Annotated in this window: 19 protein-coding genes, 4 tRNA genes and 1 pseudogene; 11 read left to right on the top strand and 13 right to left on the bottom strand. The window is 60.2% G+C overall.

Annotated features, from left to right (window positions below; genetic code table 11):
- Positions 1 to 100: 100 nt before the first annotated feature.
- The 4 genes from HDC30_RS27945 to HDC30_RS27930 all read right to left on the bottom strand — a co-directional run bounded on the left by HDC30_RS27945 (position 101) and on the right by HDC30_RS27930 (position 4,406).
- Complete coding sequence (locus HDC30_RS27945) at positions 101 to 1,447, bottom strand: sigma-54 dependent transcriptional regulator (protein ID WP_183786038.1); 1,347 nt, start codon at positions 1,445 to 1,447, stop codon at positions 101 to 103.
- Positions 1,444 to 3,033, bottom strand: coding sequence for a PAS domain-containing sensor histidine kinase (locus tag HDC30_RS27940; RefSeq protein WP_096795281.1), 1,590 nt, complete (start codon positions 3,031 to 3,033; stop codon positions 1,444 to 1,446). Before HDC30_RS27940 ends, HDC30_RS27945 begins: the two co-directional genes overlap by 4 nt.
- The gene (locus HDC30_RS27935) at positions 3,023 to 3,256 is read right to left on the bottom strand and encodes a PP0621 family protein (RefSeq protein ID WP_183786036.1); all 234 of its coding nucleotides are present in this window, start codon (positions 3,254 to 3,256) and stop codon (positions 3,023 to 3,025) included. Before HDC30_RS27935 ends, HDC30_RS27940 begins: the two co-directional genes overlap by 11 nt.
- A gap of 127 nt (positions 3,257 to 3,383) precedes the next feature.
- On the bottom strand, positions 3,384 to 4,406 hold the full coding sequence (locus HDC30_RS27930) for an outer membrane protein assembly factor BamD (protein WP_027612809.1): 1,023 nt from the start codon (positions 4,404 to 4,406) through the stop codon (positions 3,384 to 3,386).
- 150 nt (positions 4,407 to 4,556) lie between these two features.
- On the opposite strand from HDC30_RS27930, the gene rluD reads away from it, so the two are divergent.
- The 9 genes and pseudogenes from rluD to HDC30_RS29670 all read left to right on the top strand — a co-directional run bounded on the left by rluD (position 4,557) and on the right by HDC30_RS29670 (position 11,434).
- Entirely contained in the window at positions 4,557 to 5,519 is a 963-nt protein-coding gene (rluD, locus tag HDC30_RS27925) for a 23S rRNA pseudouridine(1911/1915/1917) synthase RluD (protein WP_007963852.1), read from the top strand.
- Complete coding sequence (gene pgeF, locus HDC30_RS27920) at positions 5,516 to 6,238, top strand: peptidoglycan editing factor PgeF (RefSeq protein ID WP_183786034.1); 723 nt, start codon at positions 5,516 to 5,518, stop codon at positions 6,236 to 6,238. Before rluD ends, pgeF begins: the two co-directional genes overlap by 4 nt.
- Positions 6,239 to 6,368: 130 nt before the next feature.
- The gene (gene clpB / locus HDC30_RS27915) at positions 6,369 to 8,933 is read left to right on the top strand and encodes an ATP-dependent chaperone ClpB (RefSeq protein WP_007963856.1); all 2,565 of its coding nucleotides are present in this window, start codon (positions 6,369 to 6,371) and stop codon (positions 8,931 to 8,933) included.
- 296 nt (positions 8,934 to 9,229) lie between these two features.
- Positions 9,230 to 9,305 (top strand) — tRNA-Asn (locus tag HDC30_RS27910).
- A gap of 9 nt (positions 9,306 to 9,314) precedes the next feature.
- Positions 9,315 to 9,391, top strand: a tRNA-Pro gene (locus HDC30_RS27905).
- 5 nt (positions 9,392 to 9,396) lie between these two features.
- Positions 9,397 to 9,472, top strand: a tRNA-Lys gene (locus HDC30_RS27900).
- A 97-nt stretch (positions 9,473 to 9,569) separates the two neighbouring features.
- A tRNA-Pro gene (locus HDC30_RS27895) sits at positions 9,570 to 9,646 on the top strand.
- A 162-nt stretch (positions 9,647 to 9,808) separates the two neighbouring features.
- Positions 9,809 to 10,579 (top strand): annotated as a pseudogene (locus HDC30_RS29675) (MCP four helix bundle domain-containing protein); the annotation flags it as partial.
- Entirely contained in the window at positions 10,571 to 11,434 is an 864-nt protein-coding gene (locus tag HDC30_RS29670) for a methyl-accepting chemotaxis protein (protein ID WP_409347927.1), read from the top strand. The pseudogene HDC30_RS29675 and the gene HDC30_RS29670, both read left to right, overlap by 9 nt.
- A gap of 142 nt (positions 11,435 to 11,576) precedes the next feature.
- Here HDC30_RS29670 and HDC30_RS27885 read toward each other — a convergent pair whose 3' ends face one another.
- From HDC30_RS27885 to HDC30_RS27870, 4 genes are all read right to left on the bottom strand, one after another.
- Complete coding sequence (locus HDC30_RS27885) at positions 11,577 to 12,875, bottom strand: NAD(P)/FAD-dependent oxidoreductase (RefSeq protein WP_150367937.1); 1,299 nt, start codon at positions 12,873 to 12,875, stop codon at positions 11,577 to 11,579.
- Positions 12,876 to 12,938: 63 nt separating this feature from the next.
- Positions 12,939 to 13,112 (bottom strand): DUF3094 family protein, encoded by a 174-nt coding sequence (locus tag HDC30_RS27880; protein WP_003228304.1) that lies wholly within the window; start codon positions 13,110 to 13,112, stop codon positions 12,939 to 12,941.
- A gap of 51 nt (positions 13,113 to 13,163) precedes the next feature.
- The gene (locus tag HDC30_RS27875) at positions 13,164 to 13,691 is read right to left on the bottom strand and encodes an MOSC domain-containing protein (RefSeq protein ID WP_027614114.1); all 528 of its coding nucleotides are present in this window, start codon (positions 13,689 to 13,691) and stop codon (positions 13,164 to 13,166) included.
- Positions 13,688 to 14,314, bottom strand: coding sequence for a DUF1780 domain-containing protein (locus HDC30_RS27870; RefSeq protein WP_025108806.1), 627 nt, complete (start codon positions 14,312 to 14,314; stop codon positions 13,688 to 13,690). The genes HDC30_RS27875 and HDC30_RS27870 overlap by 4 nt, the downstream gene beginning before the upstream one ends.
- Before the next feature lie 117 nt (positions 14,315 to 14,431).
- On the opposite strand from HDC30_RS27870, the gene HDC30_RS27865 reads away from it, so the two are divergent.
- Together HDC30_RS27865 and HDC30_RS27860 are read left to right on the top strand one after the other, a co-directional pair.
- On the top strand, positions 14,432 to 15,121 hold the full coding sequence (locus HDC30_RS27865; protein ID WP_183786030.1) for an energy-coupling factor ABC transporter permease: 690 nt from the start codon (positions 14,432 to 14,434) through the stop codon (positions 15,119 to 15,121).
- 65 nt (positions 15,122 to 15,186) lie between these two features.
- A complete protein-coding gene (locus HDC30_RS27860; RefSeq protein ID WP_003228298.1) occupies positions 15,187 to 15,402 on the top strand; it encodes a hypothetical protein in 216 nt (71 codons plus the stop codon).
- Between the two features lie 6 nt (positions 15,403 to 15,408).
- On the opposite strand, the gene yacG is transcribed toward HDC30_RS27860, so the two are convergent.
- From yacG to pilB, 5 genes are read right to left on the bottom strand one after another with little or no spacing between them, the layout of a single operon-like run.
- Positions 15,409 to 15,606: a DNA gyrase inhibitor YacG gene (gene yacG, locus HDC30_RS27855; RefSeq protein ID WP_183786028.1), complete on the bottom strand. Its 198-nt coding sequence runs from the start codon at positions 15,604 to 15,606 to the stop codon at positions 15,409 to 15,411.
- Entirely contained in the window at positions 15,603 to 16,226 is a 624-nt protein-coding gene (gene coaE / locus HDC30_RS27850) for a dephospho-CoA kinase (protein WP_183786026.1), read from the bottom strand. The genes yacG and coaE overlap by 4 nt, the downstream gene beginning before the upstream one ends.
- A complete protein-coding gene (locus tag HDC30_RS27845; RefSeq protein WP_183786024.1) occupies positions 16,223 to 17,095 on the bottom strand; it encodes an A24 family peptidase in 873 nt (290 codons plus the stop codon). The genes coaE and HDC30_RS27845 overlap by 4 nt, the downstream gene beginning before the upstream one ends.
- A gap of 1 nt (position 17,096) precedes the next feature.
- On the bottom strand, positions 17,097 to 18,314 hold the full coding sequence (locus tag HDC30_RS27840) for a type II secretion system F family protein (protein WP_096795218.1): 1,218 nt from the start codon (positions 18,312 to 18,314) through the stop codon (positions 17,097 to 17,099).
- A 2-nt stretch (positions 18,315 to 18,316) separates the two neighbouring features.
- Positions 18,317 to 20,017, bottom strand: a complete 1,701-nt coding sequence (gene pilB / locus HDC30_RS27835) for a type IV-A pilus assembly ATPase PilB (protein WP_183786022.1) — start codon at positions 20,015 to 20,017, stop codon at positions 18,317 to 18,319.
- Between the last annotated feature and the right edge of the window lie 226 nt (positions 20,018 to 20,243).

Here is a 20,243-nt window from a genome sequence, read left to right as displayed (position 1 = left end):
TCTCCCACGGTCTGTACTGGTCAGAGTCAGAATCGAGTCTGTAGTCCCGCCCACCCCTTCAAGTCTAAACATACAAGCGAGCCTGCTCGCGAAGGGGCCCTCAATCCAGGCCTAATTTCTTCAGGCGATAACGCATCGACCGAAACGACAGGCTCAAGCGTTGCGCTGCCGCCGTGCGATTCCAGCGCGTTTCCTCCAGCGCCTGCAGGATCAGCTTGCGCTCGACGTTCTCCAGATAATCCTCAAGGTTGTCGATTTGCGTCAGGTCGGCAATGCCGTCCTCGACTGCGCAATTGCCTTCGCTCAAGCGCAAATCCGCAGCCTCGATCACCTGGTTTTCGCACAGCGTGTGCGCGCGTTCGAGGACATTCTCCAGTTCTCGCACATTTCCGGGAAAACGATAACGCTTCAGTGCTTCAAGCGCTTGCGGGTGCAATTGGGCTGCCGGCTGGCCACTGTTGCTGGCCAGACGCTGGAGCATGTGCGTGGCCAGCACTTCGATGTCGTCGCGCCGTTCGCGCAGGGATGGCACGCGCAGTTCGATCACATTCAAGCGGTAATACAGGTCCTGGCGAAAGCGCCCGGCGGCGACTTCCGCTTCCAGGTCTTTGTGTGTGGCGCACAGAATGCGCACATCGACCACGGTTTCCTGCTGGCCGCCGACGCTGCGCACGGCTTTTTCCTGAATCGCCCGCAGCAGCTTGACTTGCATCGACAGCGGCAGATCCGCCACTTCATCGAGAAACAGGGTGCCGCCGTGCGCGGCCTGAAACAGCCCCGGTTTGTCGTCCACCGCGCCGGTAAAGCTGCCTTTGCGATGGCCAAAAAATTCGCTCTCCATCAGCTCTGAAGGGATCGCCCCGCAATTGACCGGTACAAACGGCTGTTGCGCGCGCGGCCCTTGTTCGTGGATCAGCCGCGCGACCAGCTCTTTGCCGCTGCCCGATTCGCCGCTGATGTAGACCGGAGCCTGACTGCGGGCGAGCTTGTCGATTTGTTTGCGCAGAGCGCGCATTGGGGGCGAGTCGCCCAACAGTCGGCGGTCGATCGAGGTGACGCTGCCGCCGGCGGCAGGCATGCGCAACGCGGTGCTGACCAGTTCACGCAGGCGCGTGAGATCAACCGGTTTGGTGAGGAAGTCGAAGGCGCCGGCCTTCAGCGCATTGATCGCTGTTTCCAGGCTGCCATACGCGGTGATCATCGCCACCGGCAGTTGTGGATGACGTTGCTGGATGTGCTGCACCAGGTCCAGCCCCGTGCCGTCGGGCAGGCGCATGTCGGTCAGGCACAGGTCGAACGCATTGCGCTGCAACAGTGCCTGGGCTTCGCCGAGGTTGCGTGCGCTGAAGGTGTCGAGTTTCATCCGTCCCAGGGTGATTTCCAGGAGTTCGCGGATATCCGGTTCGTCGTCGACGATGAGGATTTTTTGCCGTGGGCTCGTGTTCAACTTTGTTTCCGTCCGTGAGCAAAGGTGATGCGAAAGCAGCCGCCGCCTTGGCGTGGTTTGAAGTCTAGGCGCGCCTGGTTGCTTTCGCACAGCTCACGGGACAGATAAAGCCCAAGGCCGGTGCCTTGGCTGCTGGTGGTGAAGAACGGTTCGAACAGATGCGCCTGCTGATCGGACGGGACACCGGGGCCGTTGTCCTGCACTTCGAGCACCGCCAGCTGGCTGTCGGGGTCGACGAACAGCGCCAGCCAGACTTCGGCCTGCTGGTGCAGCAGGGCGCTGTGCCGCCAGCCGTTGCGTAACAGATTGTCGAGAATCTGCGTGAGCTGGTCGGGATCCATCAACGTGATGAAGTCCCCGGAATTGATCCGCAAATGAATCGACTGGCGCTCGCTCGCCTGCTCGCGGCTCTCGGCAACAAAGTGTTCCAGCCACGGTTTGAGATCCAGCCGTTGCGGAGCGCTTTGCTGGCGGCGCGACAGTTGCAGGACGTTTTCGATGACTCGGTTCATGCGCTGGGAGTGGTCTTGAATGATCTGCGTCAGACGCCGATCGGCGCTATCGAGTTCCTCGGACTCCGCCAATAGCTGCGCGGCATGACTGATGGCGCCCAGTGGATTGCGGATTTCATGGGAGATGCCGGCAGTCAGACGCCCCAGTGCGGCGAGTTTGAGCTGCTGGGCTTGCTGAGCGATTTGCGCCAGATCTTCGAGGAACACCAGCGTTTGCTGGTTGGGACTCTGGTCGAGGGCGATGAAGCTGGGTTGCAGTTCCAGGCCGTTGCCGGGGATCTTCAGGCTCTGCGGGCGCAGGGTCGGGTTGCTCAGCCACAGCTGCAGACGCTCGACCAATGCCGGCGAGTAGTCGCTGATCAAATGCCCTTCAAGATGCGACTGGGCCAACAGATTTTTCGCGCTGTGATTGGCCAGCTGTACCCGGCGCTGTTCGTCGAGCACCAGGATGCCGGTGCGCATGCGTTGCAGAATCAGGGCGTTGAGGGCTTCAAGACTGGTGACTTCGCTGGCACGCTGTTCGGCGAGATTTTCGCTGACTTCCAGACGCCGGATCAGGCCCTGGACCAGCAACGATGCGGCAAAACACAAAGCGCCGAGGGTCCCGGCTTGCAGATAGTCATTGGCGCTCAGGGGGTGACTGAAGCCCAGCAGAAAGCTGGAGCCGACAATGCCGAGTGCGCCGATGGCGGCAATCAGCAGGCCGATGCGCCGGCGCAGCAGGGTGTTGGCGATCGCCACCGAGACAATCAACAGGTTGCCGATGGCGCTGGCCACGCCGCCCGCCGCGTAGAACAGGCCGCACAGCAACAGCACATCGACCAAGGCCAGGGTGAACAACTGCGCCGGGCGGCGGGTGTTCTCCAGAAACACCACCAGCAGAATGTTCAGCACCAGATACAACCAACTGCCGCTGCGCAGCAGATCGTCGTCGGCTGACGTCAGCAGGCGGTTGTCCATGTTGCTGGAGATCAGCAACACCAGGGTGATGCCGACGCTCAAACGGTAGAGATGATACAGGCGCAGCAGGCGCTGAGCCTGTTTACGGTCGGCGTTGGCGACCTCAGCGACCACTGGTGCCCGGGCCTTGCTCAAGGTGAGCCTGGCTGCAATACCATTGTTGCTGAAGGTTCAACGCGCGGTCGCGGGGCAGGTGCACGCCGCAGTGAGCGCAGCGCACCATCGGCGCGGCGTCTTGCTCGCGGGGCGATTGGGCAGACGAGGCGGGCGCCTTGAATTTGCGCCACAGCCATACCGCAGCGAAAATCAGGACAATCCAGAACAGTAAACGAAGCATGATGGGCGGCTTTTCGGCTAATGATTCGGCAGTTTAGCCAAGGTGCCGGCAGGCGCACAGACTATTAACGCGCAGCCATGAAAAAGGGAGATCCGCAGATCTCCCTTTTTTGTAACGCCCGGTGTGATCAGTCGAACACGCCGAAGGTCATGTAGCTGAACCACGAACGGTCATCGTTGTTGCCTTCAGCCTCGTGATGTTCTTCTTCGATCACGTCACCGTTTTCGTCTTTAGGCTTGAGCTCGTTCGGGATTGCGTCTTTCGCGTCCTGGAACTGCTTCTGCACGTCCTGGTTGGCGCGGGTTTCTCCCGGCGGCAGCGGTGGACGCGATTCGATCAGACCCAGCGTCGCCTTGCTCAGGAACGAGCGGTTGTCGGCTTCGGCGACCGATGGCACGAACTGACCGTCCTGCAGGCTTGGGTGGTTCGGGTAGTTGAGCTTCAGGGTTTCCAGGCTGGTGGCGGCCAGATCGTCCAGGTGCAAACGCTGGTAAGCCTCGGTCATCACCGCCAGGCCGTCGCCGACCGATGGGGTTTCCTGGAAGTTTTCCACCACGTAACGGCCACGGTTGGCAGCGGCTACATAAGCCTGACGGGTCAGGTAGTAGTCGGCGACGTGGATTTCGTAGGCCGCCAGCAGGTTGCGCAGGTAAATCATGCGCTGCTTGGCGTCCGGCGCGTAGCGGCTGTTCGGGTAGCGGCTGGTCAGCTGTGCGAACTCGTTGTACGAGTCGCGGGCAGCGCCCGGGTCACGCTTGGTCATGTCCAGCGGCAGGAAGCGCGCCAGCAGGCCGACGTCCTGGTCGAAAGAGGTCAGACCTTTCAAGTAGTACGCGTAATCCACGTTCGGATGCTGCGGATGCAAACGAATGAAACGCTCGGCGGCGGACTTTGCAGCTTCCGGCTCGGCGTTCTTGTAGTTGGCGTAGATCAACTCCAGCTGTGCCTGATCGGCGTAGCGACCGAACGGATAACGCGACTCCAGGGCCTTCAGCTTGGCTGTGGCGCTGGTGTAGCTGTTGTTGTCCAGGTCAGTCTGAGCCTGCTGATACAGCTCGGCTTCGCTGAGGTTTTCGTCTACGACTTCCTTCGATGAGCAAGCAGCGGTCAATGCGAGGATGGCGATCAGCAGCAGGTGTTTCACTTGCATGGCGGCTTGCGTCCCTATGACGGCCGCTGTCTTGGGCGGGGCCGTCCTGTTATGATGAGCGCCCCGTTGAAAAGCCTCGGGGCAAAAGACGCCGTATTTAACCACAAGCGCGCAGCCGAAACCAAAGGCTGTGCCGACGCCAGTCAGAGCATGTCCGATAAAATTGAACTTCGCGCAGAGGTGCCGTCCGATTTGGGCGGCCAACGCCTCGATCAAGTCGCCGCCCAACTCTTCGCTGAGCACTCACGCTCGCGCCTTTCCGCCTGGATCAAAGAAGGTCGCCTGACTGTGGACGGGGCGGTCATCCGCCCGCGCGACATCGTGCATGGCGGTGCCATTCTTGAGCTGACTGCCGAGCAGGAAGCCCAGGGCGAGTGGATCGCCCAGGACATCGAGCTCGACATCGTTTATGAAGACGACGACATCCTGGTGATCAACAAGCCTGCGGGCCTGGTGGTGCACCCGGCTGCCGGCCACGCTGATGGCACCTTGCTCAATGCCTTGCTGCACCACGTGCCGGACATCATCAATGTCCCGCGCGCCGGTATCGTGCACCGCCTGGACAAGGACACCACCGGTCTGATGGTGGTGGCCAAGACCATTCAGGCGCAGACCAAGCTCGTTGCCCAGTTGCAAAGCCGCAGTGTCAGCCGGATCTACGAGTGCATCGTGATCGGTGTCGTGACCGCCGGGGGCAAGATCAACGCCCCGATCGGCCGTCATGGTCAGCAGCGCCAGCGCATGGCAGTGATGGAAGGCGGCAAGCCGGCCGTCAGTCATTACCGCGTGCTGGAGCGTTTCCGGTCCCACACGCATGTGCGGGTCAAACTGGAAACCGGCCGGACCCACCAGATTCGTGTGCACATGTCGCACATCAACTTCCCGTTGGTCGGCGACCCGGCGTACGGCGGTCGTTTCCGCATTCCGCCTGCCGCGAACCCGACCATGGTCGAGTCGCTCAAGCACTTCCCGCGTCAGGCCCTGCACGCGCGCTTCCTTGAGCTGGATCATCCGACCACCGGTGAGCGCATGAGCTGGGAATCGCCGCTGCCGGAAGACTTCGTCTGGCTGCTGACCCTGCTCAAGCAGGATCGCGAGGCATTCGTCGGATGAACTGGCTGACGCCGGACTGGCCTGCGCCGGCCAGCGTCAGCGCCTGTGTCACCACCCGCGAGGGGGGTGTCAGCGAGGCGCCGTTCGACAGCCTCAATCTGGGCGATCATGTCGATGATCGCCCGGAAGCAGTCGCCGAGAATCGTCGGCGTCTGACCGAACACTTCTCGATAAAGCCTGCCTGGTTGCAGCAAGTACACGGGACTGCCGTGGCTCATGCTGATCCGGGCGTGGTTGCCACCGCCGATGCCAGTTGGACGGCGACTCCCGGGATTGCCTGCACGGCGATGACCGCAGATTGCCTGCCGGCGTTGTTCTGCAACCGTGCCGGTACTCGCGTCGCGGCGGCTCACGCTGGTTGGCGCGGTTTGGCGGCGGGCGTACTGGAAGCCACTCTCGATCATCTTGACACCGCTGCGGCGGACGTACTGGTCTGGCTCGGTCCGGCCATTGGCCCGAAGGCCTTTGAAGTCGGCCCGGAAGTCCGCGAAGTCTTCGTCAAGCAACTGCCGGCAGCGGCAGCAGCCTTCGTGCCCAGTCACAATGCTGGCAAGTTCATGGCTGATCTCTATCTACTGGCGCGCCTGCGTCTGGCTGAACGCGGTGTCACTGCGGTTTATGGTGGCGGTTTCTGCACCGTGACCGACCCGCGCTTCTTTTCTTACCGCCGTGCGTCGCGCACTGGCCGTTTCGCCTCCCTTGTCTGGCTCACCCGCTAGACTTGCCTGACCTGAATCAACTCGCTGACGCTTGAATCTCCCAGAATCGACCGCATCTACAGTGGTATCTGGCAGGTTTCTTTATTCAGGATGGTTTTTAGGTCCGGCCTGCTCAAAAGGAAGGTGACCCATGCGTATAGACCGTTTAACCAGCAAATTACAGTTGGCGTTGTCCGACGCCCAATCCCTGGCCGTTGGCCACGATCATCCGGCCATCGAGCCGGCGCATTTGATGCAAGCCATGCTTGAACAGCAGGGTGGTTCGATCAAACCCCTGTTGATGCAAGTCGGCTTCGACGTCAACAGCTTGCGCAAAGAGCTGACCAAAGAGCTCGACCAATTACCGAAAATCCAGAACCCGACCGGCGACGTCAACATGTCGCAGGATCTGGCGCGCCTGCTCAATCAGGCCGACCGCCTGGCCCAGCAGAAGGGCGACCAGTTCATTTCCAGCGAGCTGGTGCTGCTCGCCGCGATGGACGAGAACAGCAAACTCGGCAAATTGCTGCTCGGCCAGGGCGTGAGCAAAAAAGCCCTGGAAAACGCGATCAACAACCTGCGCGGTGGTGAGGCGGTAAATGACGCCAATCACGAAGAGTCGCGTCAGGCGCTGGACAAATACACCGTCGACCTGACCAAGCGCGCTGAAGACGGCAAGCTCGATCCGGTGATCGGCCGTGACGACGAAATCCGCCGCACCATTCAGGTTCTGCAGCGTCGCACCAAGAACAACCCGGTGCTGATCGGCGAACCTGGCGTGGGTAAAACCGCGATCGCCGAAGGTCTGGCCCAGCGCATTATCAACGGCGAAGTGCCGGACGGCCTCAAGGGCAAACGTCTGCTGTCGTTGGACATGGGCGCGCTGATTGCCGGTGCCAAGTATCGCGGTGAGTTCGAGGAACGCCTGAAAGCGCTGCTCAACGAACTGTCGAAGCAGGAAGGGCAGATCATTCTGTTCATCGACGAGCTGCACACCATGGTCGGCGCCGGTAAGGGCGAAGGCTCGATGGATGCCGGCAACATGCTCAAACCGGCACTGGCGCGCGGTGAGCTGCACTGCGTCGGCGCTACCACGCTCAACGAGTATCGCCAATATATAGAGAAGGATGCGGCGCTTGAGCGGCGTTTCCAGAAAGTGCTGGTGGACGAGCCGAGCGAAGAAGACACCATCGCCATCCTGCGTGGCCTCAAGGAGCGTTATGAGGTTCACCATAAAGTGGCGATCACCGACGGCGCGATCATCGCCGCGGCCAAGCTCAGCCATCGCTACATCACTGACCGGCAGTTGCCGGACAAGGCCATCGACCTGATTGACGAGGCCGCCAGCCGTATTCGCATGGAGATCGACTCCAAGCCGGAAGTGCTCGATCGTCTGGAGCGTCGCCTGATTCAGCTCAAGGTTGAATCTCAGGCCCTGAAGAAAGAAAGCGATGAAGCGGCGATGAAACGCCTGGAAAAACTTCAGGAAGAAATCGTCCGCCTCGAACGTGAGTACTCGGATCTGGAAGAAATCTGGAACTCGGAAAAAGCCGAGGTACAGGGTTCGGCGCAGATTCAGCAGAAGATCGAGCAGTCGCGGCAGGAACTGGAAGCGGCGCGTCGTAAAGGCGACCTCAACCGCATGGCCGAATTGCAGTACGGGGTGATCCCGGATCTGGAGCGCAGCCTGCAAATGGTCGACCAACACGGCAAGAGCGAAAACCAGTTGCTGCGCAGCAAGGTGACTGAAGAGGAAATCGCCGAAGTCGTTTCGAAGTGGACCGGTATTCCAGTGTCGAAAATGCTCGAAGGCGAGCGCGACAAGCTGATGAAGATGGAAAGTCTGCTGCACCAGCGCGTGATTGGTCAGGACGAAGCGGTGGTTGCGGTCGCCAACGCGGTACGGCGCTCGCGTGCCGGACTGGCGGATCCGAATCGTCCGAGCGGCTCGTTCATGTTCCTCGGCCCGACCGGTGTCGGTAAAACCGAGCTGTGCAAGGCGCTGGCCGAATTCCTCTTTGATACCGAAGAGGCAATGGTGCGGATCGACATGTCCGAGTTCATGGAGAAACATTCCGTGGCGCGGCTGATCGGTGCGCCACCAGGCTACGTGGGTTACGAGGAGGGTGGTTACCTGACCGAAGCGGTACGCCGCAAGCCTTACTCGGTGATCCTGCTGGACGAGGTCGAGAAAGCGCATCCGGATGTATTCAACATCCTGCTGCAAGTGCTGGAGGATGGACGGCTGACCGACAGCCACGGACGCACGGTGGATTTCCGCAATACCGTGATCGTCATGACCTCGAACCTCGGTTCGTCGCAGATCCAGGAACTGGTCGGTGACCGTGAGGCCCAGCGTGCAGCGGTGATGGATGCGCTGACGTCGCACTTCCGTCCGGAGTTCATCAACCGGGTCGACGAAGTAGTGATCTTCGAGCCACTGGCGCGGGATCAGATCGCGGGGATTACCGAGATCCAGTTGGGCCGTCTGCGCAGTCGTCTGGCCGAGCGCGAGCTGAAGCTGGAACTGAGTCCGGAAGCGATGGACAAGCTGATTGCCGTTGGTTACGACCCGGTTTATGGCGCACGTCCACTCAAACGTGCGATCCAGCGCTGGATCGAAAACCCGTTGGCGCAGTTGATCCTGTCGGGGCATTTCCTGCCGGGCGATACAGCAACCGGCAAGGTCGTGAACGACGAAATCGTTTTCGACTGAGCGGCAACGCCAATGAAATAAGGAAGGCCTCGCTTTGCGAGGCCTTTTTTTCGTTAGGCTGTTGAAGTCTAAGGAAAAGGCTTGTAAAGTGCGCCCCGCAGTCAGTCACCCGCAGCATCTCAGCTCACTGAGCTGAAATCTGAAATAAGTTGCAAATCATTAACTTGAAAGCGATTTAGGGGGTTGACAGAGGTGTTCTAGGTTGTAGAATAGCGCGCCTCAGACACACGAACGCAGCGATGCGAACGGAAGTCTAAGAGCTGTAAGTTTCACCGTTGTAAATTGAAATATGTAGTTCCGTGATAGCTCAGTCGGTAGAGCAAATGACTGTTAATCATTGGGTCCCAGGTTCGAGTCCTGGTCACGGAGCCAATTTCAAACCGGGGTATAGCGCAGTCCGGTAGCGCGCCTGCTTTGGGAGCAGGATGTCAGGAGTTCGAATCCCCTTACCCCGACCATTTTTGGGTCGTTAGCTCAGTTGGTAGAGCAGTTGGCTTTTAACCAATTGGTCGTAGGTTCGAATCCCACACGACCCACCATTTTTGAAACCAGGTAACACTGGGATCGAATCTTAAGATCAGAGGCCAAAAGCGCTGATCGAAGAAGGCGATCTTTGAAAGGTCGCCTTTTTTTTACCGGGGTATAGCGCAGTCCGGTAGCGCGCCTGCTTTGGGAGCAGGATGTCAGGAGTTCGAATCCCCTTACCCCGACCATATTAAAAATCCTCGTATCGAAAGATACGGGGATTTTTTTTGTCCTCGCGAAAGACAATTCCCTTCAAGTCATCGTACAACTTGCCGATAGCCCGCTAACGAGAGGGGACTGCCGCTGTTCGCCCCTTCAATCTGGCCAATACAAGAATAAGGGCGTCCGTCATGTTGCTTCGTCAGTTGAATATTGCACCACGTGCCGCATTGGGTTTTGCCCTGATCGCGGTCCTGGTGGCGCTGCTTGGGGTATTCGCCTTGGGGCAGATGTCGAGCATCCGTGACAGTGAGGTCGCGGTCGAGAGCCAGTGGTTGCCGAGCATTCGCGGCGGTGACGAGATTCGCGAGCTGATGTTGCGGATCCGCACGATTTCCCTGCGCATGGCGCTTGATCAGGATCCGAAGAACGTCGCGACTTACCGCAGCCAGATGGATACCCGCGACAAGGAGCTGAGCGAGAAGATCGCCGCCTACGACAAACTGGTCACCACGGTGGAAGGCCAGCAGCTCTATGGCCAGTTCAAAAAAACCTTCGCCGCGTATCGCACCGGCATCGCGCAATCCTTCACCCTGGCCGATCAAGGCCAGCGTGACGAGCTGACCAAACTGTTGCTGGTTGATATGAAGACCGTGGTCGACGGCTCCGGCAAGCAGCTCAATGACCTCGCGGATCTTTTCGCCAGGCAGGTTGCCGCGGAAAGTCAGAAATCCGCTGACCACTATCAGACCTCACGCACCATCGTCAGTCTGTTCATCGCGCTGGCGGCGCTGGCCACGGTGGCGCTGGCGATGTTGCTCACCCGCAGCATCGTCCGTCCGCTGAGCAGCGCCGTCAGCGCTGCCGAAAGTGTGGCCCAAGGCGACCTGACCCGACCGATCGAAACCCACGGTAACGATGAAGTCAGCCGTTTGCTCAAGGCGCTGGCAACCATGCAGCAGAACCTGCGGGAAACGCTGCAAGGCATCAGCGGTTCGGCCACGCAACTGGCGACCGCTGCCGATGAGCTCAACGCGGTGACGCTCGACAGCACACAAGGCCTGCAGCAGCAGAACAACGAAATCGAACAGGCCGCCACGGCGGTCAATGAAATGACCACGGCGGTTGAAGAAGTCGCGCGCAACGCGGTGTCGACGTCCGATGCCACCCACCAATCCAGTGAGTCGGCGCAACTGGGGCAGGCGCGGGTCAGTGACACCGCATCGGCGATCAATGCACTGGCCAGCGATGTGCAGCACACCGGCGAGTTGGTGCAATCGCTGGCCAACCAGTCACAGGACATCGGCAAAGTGCTGGATGTCATCCGTGCGATTGCCGAGCAGACCAACCTGCTTGCGCTCAACGCGGCCATTGAGGCAGCACGCGCAGGGGAGAGCGGACGCGGTTTTGCGGTGGTAGCCGATGAGGTGCGGGCGCTGGCCTATCGCACTCAGCAATCGACGCAGGAGATCGAGCAGATGGTGCAGGGCATACGCACCGGTTCAAGCCTGGCGCTGGATTCGATGCAGGCCAGCGCTGCGCGGGCCACATCCACGCTGGCGTTGGCCGAGCGCGCGGGGGAGGCGCTGGAAACCATCACCGCGTCAGTGCATGAGATTCATGAGCGCAATCTGGTGATTGCCAGTGCGGCGGAGGAGCAGGCGCAAGTCGCGCGGGAAGTGGATCGTAATCTGGTGAACATTCGCGACCTGTCGGTGCGTTCGGCAGCGGGTGCCGATCAGACCAGCGCGTCGAGTCACCAACTGTCGCAACTGGCCAACGCGCTGCAAGGCATGGTGCGGCGCTTCCAGCTCTGATGTGCAGAGATCGATTGCTGGATTTTTGAGCTGCGCAAAACAATGTGGGAGCGGGCTTGCTCGCGAAAAGCTGTGTATCAGTCGACATGAATGTTGAATGACACAACCTCTTCGCGAGCAAGCCCGCTCCCACAGTTTTAGATCAATGCAGCTTCAAGCGTGGCTCGGTGCCGCGACCGATCTTGCTGCCCAGCATCAGCATCGCCGTGCGGAACGGTCCGTACAGTGCCATCTGGTGCATGCGGTACAGCGACACGTAAAACATCCGCGCCAGCCAGCCCTCCAGCATCACACTGCCGGTCAGGTTACCCATCAAGTTACCCACAGCCGAAAAACGCGACAGCGAAATCAGCGAGCCGTAGTCGGTGTACTTGTACTCCGGCAGGGTTTTGCCTTCGATACGCAGCTTCAGCGACTTGGCCAGCAACGAAGCTTGTTGGTGCGCGGCTTGCGCACGCGGCGGCACGTTGCGATCCGAACCCGGTTGCGGGCAGGCGGCGCAGTCACCGAAGGCGAAAATGTTTTCGTCGCGGGTGGTCTGCAACGTCGGCAGCACTTGCAGTTGATTGATACGGTTGGTTTCCAGACCGTCGATGTCCTTGAGGAAACCCGGCGCGCGAATCCCGGCAGCCCAGACTTTCAGGCTGGCCTTGATCACGTTGCCATCGGCGGTGATCAGGCTGTCGGCGGTCACTTCGCTGACCGAAGCGTTGGTCATCACGTTGACCCCGAGTTTCTCCAGAGTCTTGTGCACCGGGCTGCTGATGCGCTCCGGCAGGGCTGGCAACACCCGTGGGCCGGCTTCGATCAGGGTGATGTGCATGTTCTCCGGTTTGATCCGGTCGAGGCCGTAAGCGGCCAGTTCATGTGCGGCGTTGTGCAGTTCTGCCGCCAGCTCGACGCCTGTGGCGCCGGCACCAACGATCGCCACGCTGATCTGTTCGATCACATCGGTCTGCCCGGCATGTGCGCGCAGGTAGTGATTGAGCAATTGTTGGTGAAAGCGTTCGGCCTGTTTGCGGGTGTCGAGGAACAGGCAGTGCTGCGCTGCGCCCTGGGTGCCGAAATCGTTGGTGGTGCTGCCGACGCTGATCACCAGCGAGTCGTAGGCTACTTCACGCGCGGGAACCAGCTCTACGCCGTTCTCGTCGTAGGTGGCGGCCAGCTGGATTTTTTTCTGCGCGCGATCAAGCCCGCTCATGCGCCCCAGCTGGAACTCGAAGTGGTTCCATTTCGCCTGGGCAACATAGTTGAGTTCATCCTCGGAAGAGTTCAGCGATCCGGCGGCCACTTCGTGCAGCAGAGGCTTCCAGATGTGCGTCAGGTTCGCGTCGACCAGCATCACACTGGCCGTGCCGCGCTTGCCCAGAGTCTTACCCAGACGGGTAGCCAACTCCAGACCGCCGGCGCCGCCGCCGACAATAACAATACGATGGGACATAGGGATAACTCGCAAGGTTTTTAAAGGAAATCGGTGCAATCACCTTCGCGAGCGCAATGCTGCTCATAGCGTCAGGTAACTGATAAGTCGGCTCAGCAGGCCCAGACCAATGGTCACTGCCAGCACCAGCACCAGGAGCATCCAAGGCCGGAAAGGCCGGCGCTCGACACGGTGTTGGGACAACTGCAGGTACTCTTCGACATGCTTTTGGTCTTCGGGGTTCAGGCGGCTGGTCATAAAGGCCTCGTCAGGTAGACGTTGCTGAATGTGCAGAAGCTACAGCGGTTTTCAACCGGGGTTGAACGCAGCATAGCCGCTGTCCGGAACCGGTTCGACAGACACACCGTCGTCGAGGCGAATGATCCCGCTTTGTAACACCCGCGCGGTAATTCCGCCATGCCCGCGCACCGCTTGAAAGGTGCCGGGACCGAGGTCGTTTTGCAGGCGCGCGCAGGGCTGGCACCAACCGGTGGTCTCGAATATTGCCTGACCGATGCGAAAGCGCCGACCCTTCAGACTAAACAGATTGATGCCGCTGATGACCAGATTGCGCCGCAGGTCTTCAGGCCTCACGGGTTGATCTTCAGGCCGGCCCATCAACGCGCTGATGACCGCCAGGTGTTCGAACTGAATCAACGTTACTTGCCGCGCGTTGCGCACGCCGGGGCGGGCGTGGTCACCGGTCAATCCGGCTTCGAGCCGTGCCTCGACGGCGTCTAGCTCGATCATCGGGCCGCGAGACTCGGGGCGCACGCCGATCCAGCGTACGCGGCCAGTCTGCGGGACGTCGGCAATCAACTGCTGCAGCGGCGTCACAGGCTGATCCCGACATCGAAGACGATACTGCGACCGAGGTTGCTGCGCAGAAAGTCCGGCGCATCGGGATGGGCGAACAGCACCCGGGCGAAGGTCGGGCCGACCAGCGACAGCGAGCGCCAACCCTGACGCAGATACTCGGTGGGCGGTGGAAAGTGGCTGTTGAGGTCCAGCACCTCGCGCTTGAGGCTGGCGAAGGCAATGATGTCCAGTTCGCCCAGATCCATGCCGCGTTCCTTGTAGTTGTGCGCTTTTTTGCGCAAGGTCGGCGCCAGTCGCAGCAAGAACTCATTGGCCGGGATCCGCCGTGGCTTGGCTTCACGACGCACCAACTGGCTGAGGGAAAACGCACTGCGGCGGCGTTGCAGTTCATCGCGCCATTCGTCGTTGAGCCGGCGCCCTTCATCGAGAACGAAGAACACTTCGAAATTGGCATCGCGAAACAGCACGTCCGGCGGCTCGCCGGCGGGGGCGAACTCATCGACACGGTAGGGAATGTTCAAGCCTTGCAGCAGGCGCTGGCAGACCCAACGCTCACGCTCCCATTTGCGGGCATTGGACAGGAACGCGTTGGCTTGCTCGGCCGCGATGGTCAGCAGGCGTAAGTAATCTGAGTCATCCATAGGCCAAGCTTAGCGTTCAAATGCGACAAGCAGAAAGCTTTGCATCGGCTGATGCCTGGAAGAGGGCGGTGTAGACTCCGATGAAGGAATCAAACCCATGGAGAAGGTAAGGGATTCATGATCGGTGCAGAACTGCTGTCCTCGACGAGCCTGACACTCGGCTGGCTGATTTACCTGCCGGTGCTGTTGTGGGCGATCTGTCGTGCGCCGTGGGTCGAGTTGTTCAGCGACAGTCGTCGTCAGCATCTGCTGTTCGGCACTGTGTTCGCCTTGTTTCTGCTGTGGATGGTGCGCAGGGATTTCGACACCGGGGTTTCTTATCACTTCATCGGCATGACCGCCGTGACGTTGCTGCTCGACTGGCCGCTGGCGATCATCGGCGGGCTGGTGGCGCAGCTCGGGCTGGTGTTGCTCGGACGTCAGGATCTGGCGGCGGTCGGGGTCAACGGTACGTTGCTGATCCTGTTGCCGGTGTTGATCACCGAGTGCGTGGCGATGGTGGTCGAGCGCGCCCAGCCGCGTAATCCGTTTGTGTACATCTTCTGTTCCGGGTTCTTTGCCGCAGCGTTGTCCGCATTGCTGTGTCTGACGCTGAGTCTGGGCCTGCTGTGGTACGACGGCCTGTTTGCCATGCCGGAATGGCTGGAAGATTTTATCGGCTACCTGTGGCTGCTGATCTTTCCCGAAGCCTTTATCAACGGCATGGTGATCAGCGCGCTGGTGGTGTTCAGCCCCGAGTGGCTGGAAACCTTCAACCGCACCCGCTACCTTTCGGCGCCGTGGAAGGACGACGACCCCAAGTCTTGATCCACATCAAATCCGTCATCCACGCGGCATTTCATGCTCGGCCAAATTCCTTCAGGAGCAGCGGCATGAGTGTTTACGAGTGGGCGAGGCAGGAGACGCGGCAGAGTCTGGACATGGCGCTGGAGGTGGGCTTCGATCCGGGCCTGAGTTTGCGCGCCTTGCTCAGCGCGGTGGTGCAGCAGAGCAAGACGGTGCGCAACGCCGAAGACCTGGCCGACGAGTTGCGCTTTCTCGCGGAAAACCTCGACGACGATCAGGACTACGGCTTCATGCGGCCCTGATCGCGATCAGTGACGCGGGTCGAAATCGCCGGAGAATATTTCGTCTTCGGCATCCGGGGCGACCGGAATCTTGTGCTCTTCGGACGCCCAGGCGCCGAGGTCGATCAGCTTGCAGCGATCGGAGCAGAACGGGCGGAATTTGTTCTCGGGGGTAAATTCCACGGGGGCGCCGCAGGTTGGGCATTCGACGGTGGTAGGGCTCATGACTGGCCTCCGGATAAAGTCAGGTAAAAGTGATGCAGGCGCTCGACTTCGCTGTGCAACGAGGCGAGGTCGCGGTCGTTGACCACCACATCATCGGCACGGCTCACGCGGTCTTCACGGCTGGACTGGGCCTTGAGGATCGCCTGGACCTGCTGTTCGCTGGTCTGGTCACGCTGCAAGGTGCGTTCGATCTGCAGTTGTTGCGGGGCGTCGATCACCAGAATTCTTTGAGTCATCGCGTACTGCCCGGATTCGATCAGCAACGGTGAAACCAGAATCGCGTAAGGCGATTTTGCCAGCGCCAGATGGTGAGCGATTTCCTCGGCGATCAACGGATGCAGCAGGGCTTCGAGCCAGCGGCGTTCTTCAGGCACTTCAAAGATCAACTTGCGCAGGGCCGCACGGTCCAGCGTGCCATCGGCTTGCAGGACACCGGAACCGAAGTGTTCAGCAATCTTCGCCAGTGCCGGACGCCCCGGCTCGACCACCCAGCGCGCTGCGTGATCGGCGTCGACCACATGGATCCCGAGATCGATGAAGTGCTGGGCCGCGGCGCTTTTGCCGCTGCCGATGCCGCCGGTCAGGCCGAGAATCCAGGGTTTTTCCACAGGGGTATTCATTTCAAACCGACAAACTGCCAATAGAAGTCGGTTATTTGACCACCCCAGAGCAAGGCAATCCAGCCGACAATTGCCAGATACGGGCCGAAGGGCATCGGCGTCGAGGTTTTCTGCTCACGCAGACGCAGTAGAACCACCCCGACAATCGCCCCCACCAGCGATGACAGCAGGATCGTCAGCGGCAGAATCTGCCAGCCGCCCCAGGCCCCGAGCAGCGCCAGCAGCTTGAAATCGCCGTGGCCGATGCCGTCCTTGCCGGTCAGCAGCTTGAACAGCCAGAACACTGACCACAGCGCCATGTAACCGGCCACCGCACCCCACAACGCCGCGTTCAGCGAGACGAACAGCCCGAAACTGTTGACGATCAGCCCCAGCCACAACAACGGCAACACCAGCACATCGGGCAGCAGTTGATGTTCGGTGTCGATCAGGCTCATCGCCAGCAGCCCCCAAGTGAGGACGATCAACAGACCAGCCGGCCAGCCGAACCCCAGATGCCAGGCGACGAATGCCGAGAGCAGGCCGCAGGCCAGTTCGGTCAGAGGATAACGTTTGCTGATGGGCGCGGCACACGCCGAACAGCGTCCGCGCAGCACCAGGTAACTGAGCAGCGGAATGTTTTCCCAAGCCCGAATCCGGTGGCCGCAGTGTGGGCACTGGGAGTGCGGCAGCATCAGGTTGTAGGTCGGCAGTGGCGTTTCGCTTGGCAGGCCGAGGACGTCCTGCGCCTGCTGGCGCCAATCGCGCTCGAGCATTTTCGGCAGGCGCCAGACCAGTACATTGAGAAAACTACCGACCACCAGACCCAGCAGCAGGGCGGTGCACACAAAGGCCAGCGGATACAGACTGAAGAGTTCGTCGATAGGCATGTCAGATCGCTGAGCCAAGCTGGAAGATCGGCAGGTACATGGCCACGACCAGCCCGCCGACGATGACCCCGAGCACCACCATGACGAACGGCTCCATCAGGCTGGTGAGGTTGTCGACCATGTTATCCACTTCCTCTTCATAAAAACCGGCGACCTTGTCGAGCATGTCATCCAGCGCGCCCGATTCCTCACCGATGGCGGTCATCTGCACCGCCATGTTCGGGAAGACTCCGGTGCTGCGCATGGAAAAATTCAGCTGCATGCCGGTGGCGACGTCCTGGCGGATACGCAGCACGGCACGTTTGAACACCACGTTGCCGGTGGCGCCGGCCACCGAATCCAGTGCTTCCACCAGCGGTACGCCAGCGGCGAAGGTGGTCGACAGGGTGCGGGCGAATCGCGCCACCGCCGATTTGTACATCAGCGTGCCCACCAGCGGCAGCTTCAGCAGCCAGGTGTCTTTGCGGTCGCGCAATGCCTGGGACTTCTTCAGCGCATGGCGGATGCCGAACACCGCCGCGATCAGCGCACCAAGCACCGCCCACCACCATTGCTGCATGAACTCCGAGATACTGATCACCATCAGGGTGAAGGCCGGCAATTCGGCGCCGAAGCCGGAAAATACCGATTGAAACTGCGGCACCACTTTTACCAGCAGAATCCCGGTAACGACCATTGCCACCAGCACCACGGCGCTGGGGTAGGTCAGGGCTTTCTTGATCTTGGCCTTGAGCGCTTCGCTTTTTTCCTTATAGGTCGCGACCCGCTCAAGCAACGTATCGAGGGCGCCGGATTGCTCGCCGGCATCCACCAGGTTGCAATACAGCTCATCGAAATACTGCGGTTTCTTGCGCAGTGCGGCGGCGAAGCTGTTGCCGGCCGCCACCTCTTGCTTCACCTCGTCTACCAGTTTGCGCATCGCCGGGTTGTCGAAGCCTTCGCCAATGATGTCGAACGACTGCAGCAGCGGTACGCCGGCTTTCATCATGGTTGCCATCTGCCGGGTGAACAGGGCGATGTCCTGGGCCTTGATGCGTTTGCCGAGGCTGAGCAGGGAGGTGGATTTCTTCCGTACCTTGCCCGGATTGATTCCTTGCTTGCGCAGTTGAGCCTTGATCAGCGCGGGGTTCTGCCCGCTCAACTCGCCCGTGACTTTGCTGCCTTTGCGATCCGTGCCTTCCCAGGCGTAGATGCTGATTTTCGCTGCCTTGACCGCCATGTTCAGTCCTTGGTGACCCGGTTGATTTCTTCCAGGCTGGTGATGCCTTGCATGGCCTTGTGCAGGCCGGAGGTGCGCAGGTCGTCGAAGCCGTCGCGACGCATCTGGCTGTCGATTTCCAGCGAATTGCCTTCGGCCATGATCAGCCGTTGCAGGTCAGGAGTGTTTTTCACCACTTCGTAAATCCCCACGCGTCCCTTGTAGCCGCCGTTGCAGAGGTCGCAACCGACCGGCTCATAGATCGTGAAACTGCCGATCTGTTCCGGCGGGAAACCTTCCTTGATCAGTGTTTCGCGGGGGATCTCGATCGGTTTCTTGCAGTGGCTGCACAGCTTGCGCGCCAGGCGCTGGGCGATGATCAGGCTGACCGAGGTGGCGATGTTGAACCCGGGAATGCCCATGTTGTGCAGGCGGGTCAGAGTCTCAGCGGCGCTGTTGGTGTGCAGCGTGGACAGCACCAGGTGGCCGGTCTGCGCGGCCTTGATCGCGATTTCGGCGGTTTCCAGGTCACGGATTTCCCCGACCATGATCACGTCCGGATCCTGCCGCAGAAACGAACGCAGGGCCTGAGCAAAATCCAGCCCCTGTTTCGGATTGACGTTGACCTGGTTGATGCCTTCCATGTTGATTTCCACCGGGTCTTCGGCGGTGGAAATGTTGATGTCGACGGTGTTGAGAAGATTCAGGCCGGTGTACAGCGATACGGTTTTCCCCGAACCCGTTGGCCCGGTTACCAGAATCATCCCTTGGGGCTGCTTGAGCGCGGCCATGTACAGTTCTTTCTGCGCCGGTTCGTAACCCAATGCATCGATGCCGATCTGCGCGCTGGACGGATCGAGGATCCGGATCACCACTTTTTCGCCCCATAGGGTCGGCAAAGTGTTGACCCGGAAGTCGATGGACTTGGTCTTCGACAGGCGCATCTTGATCCGCCCGTCCTGGGGTTTGCGCCGTTCCGAGATGTCGAGGCTAGCCATGACTTTCAGGCGTGCGGCGATTCGCCCGGCCAACTGGATCGGCGGTTTGGCCACCTCGCGCAGGATGCCATCGGTGCGCACCCGCACCCGGAAGGTCTTTTCGTAAGGTTCGAAGTGCAGGTCAGAGGAGCCACTCTTGATCGCGTCGAGCAGCATCTTGTGCACGAAACGCACGACCGGCGCGTCATCGGCGTCGAGTCCGCCGATGGCGTCCTGGCGGCTGTCGTCGACGGACTCGACATCCACGCCGTCGAGATCGACGTCGGCCATTTCTTCGAGGCCGCTGGCGTGGGTGTCGAAGAATTTCTCGATGGCCTCGGTGAGCTTGTCGTCCTCCACCAGAATGGCTTCGGTGCTCAGCCCGGTGCTGAACTGAATGTCATTGATCGCCTGATGATTGCTCGGGTCGGAAATGCCCACGAACAGCTTGTTGCCACGGCGCCACAAGGGCAGGGCGTGATGCTGGCGCACCAGTTTTTCACTGACCAGGCCTTTGGGCTGGGTTTCCTTGTCCAGGCAATTGAGGTCCATGAAGGCCATACCGAAATGCTCGGAAGCGATCTCGGCCACCTGTGAGCTCTTCACCAGTTTGTTCTGCACCAGGTAGCTGACCAGCGACAGCCGATTGCGCTGCGCCTGTTGCCAGGCCTGCTGGGCGCTTTTTTCCGTAAGCAGTTCGGCCTGCACCAATTGCTTGGCCAGACCGCTCAGAGCGATGTCATTCATGGGGATTCCGGATGCTGACAGTTCATGACTTATAGCCTAGTCAAGTGACAGCGCCAAACACGCCCGGTACAGGTGACAAAAAGTGTCAGATAGTGCGGTTACGGGTTGTAGGAAAGCGCGACACGGCACCTTTATGCCGAGCGTGCGGGGTCTGCAAGCGGTTGGCACGGCCTATGCTGAGCCCTTTGCAGATCATGAGATTCCGACTCATGCATGGAGAGCCTGT

The organism is Pseudomonas sp. JAI115, assembly GCF_014200835.1.
GTDB classification, from domain to species: Bacteria; Pseudomonadota; Gammaproteobacteria; order Pseudomonadales; family Pseudomonadaceae; genus Aquipseudomonas; species Aquipseudomonas putida_A.
This window is presented reverse-complemented; position numbering and strand designations above follow the sequence as displayed.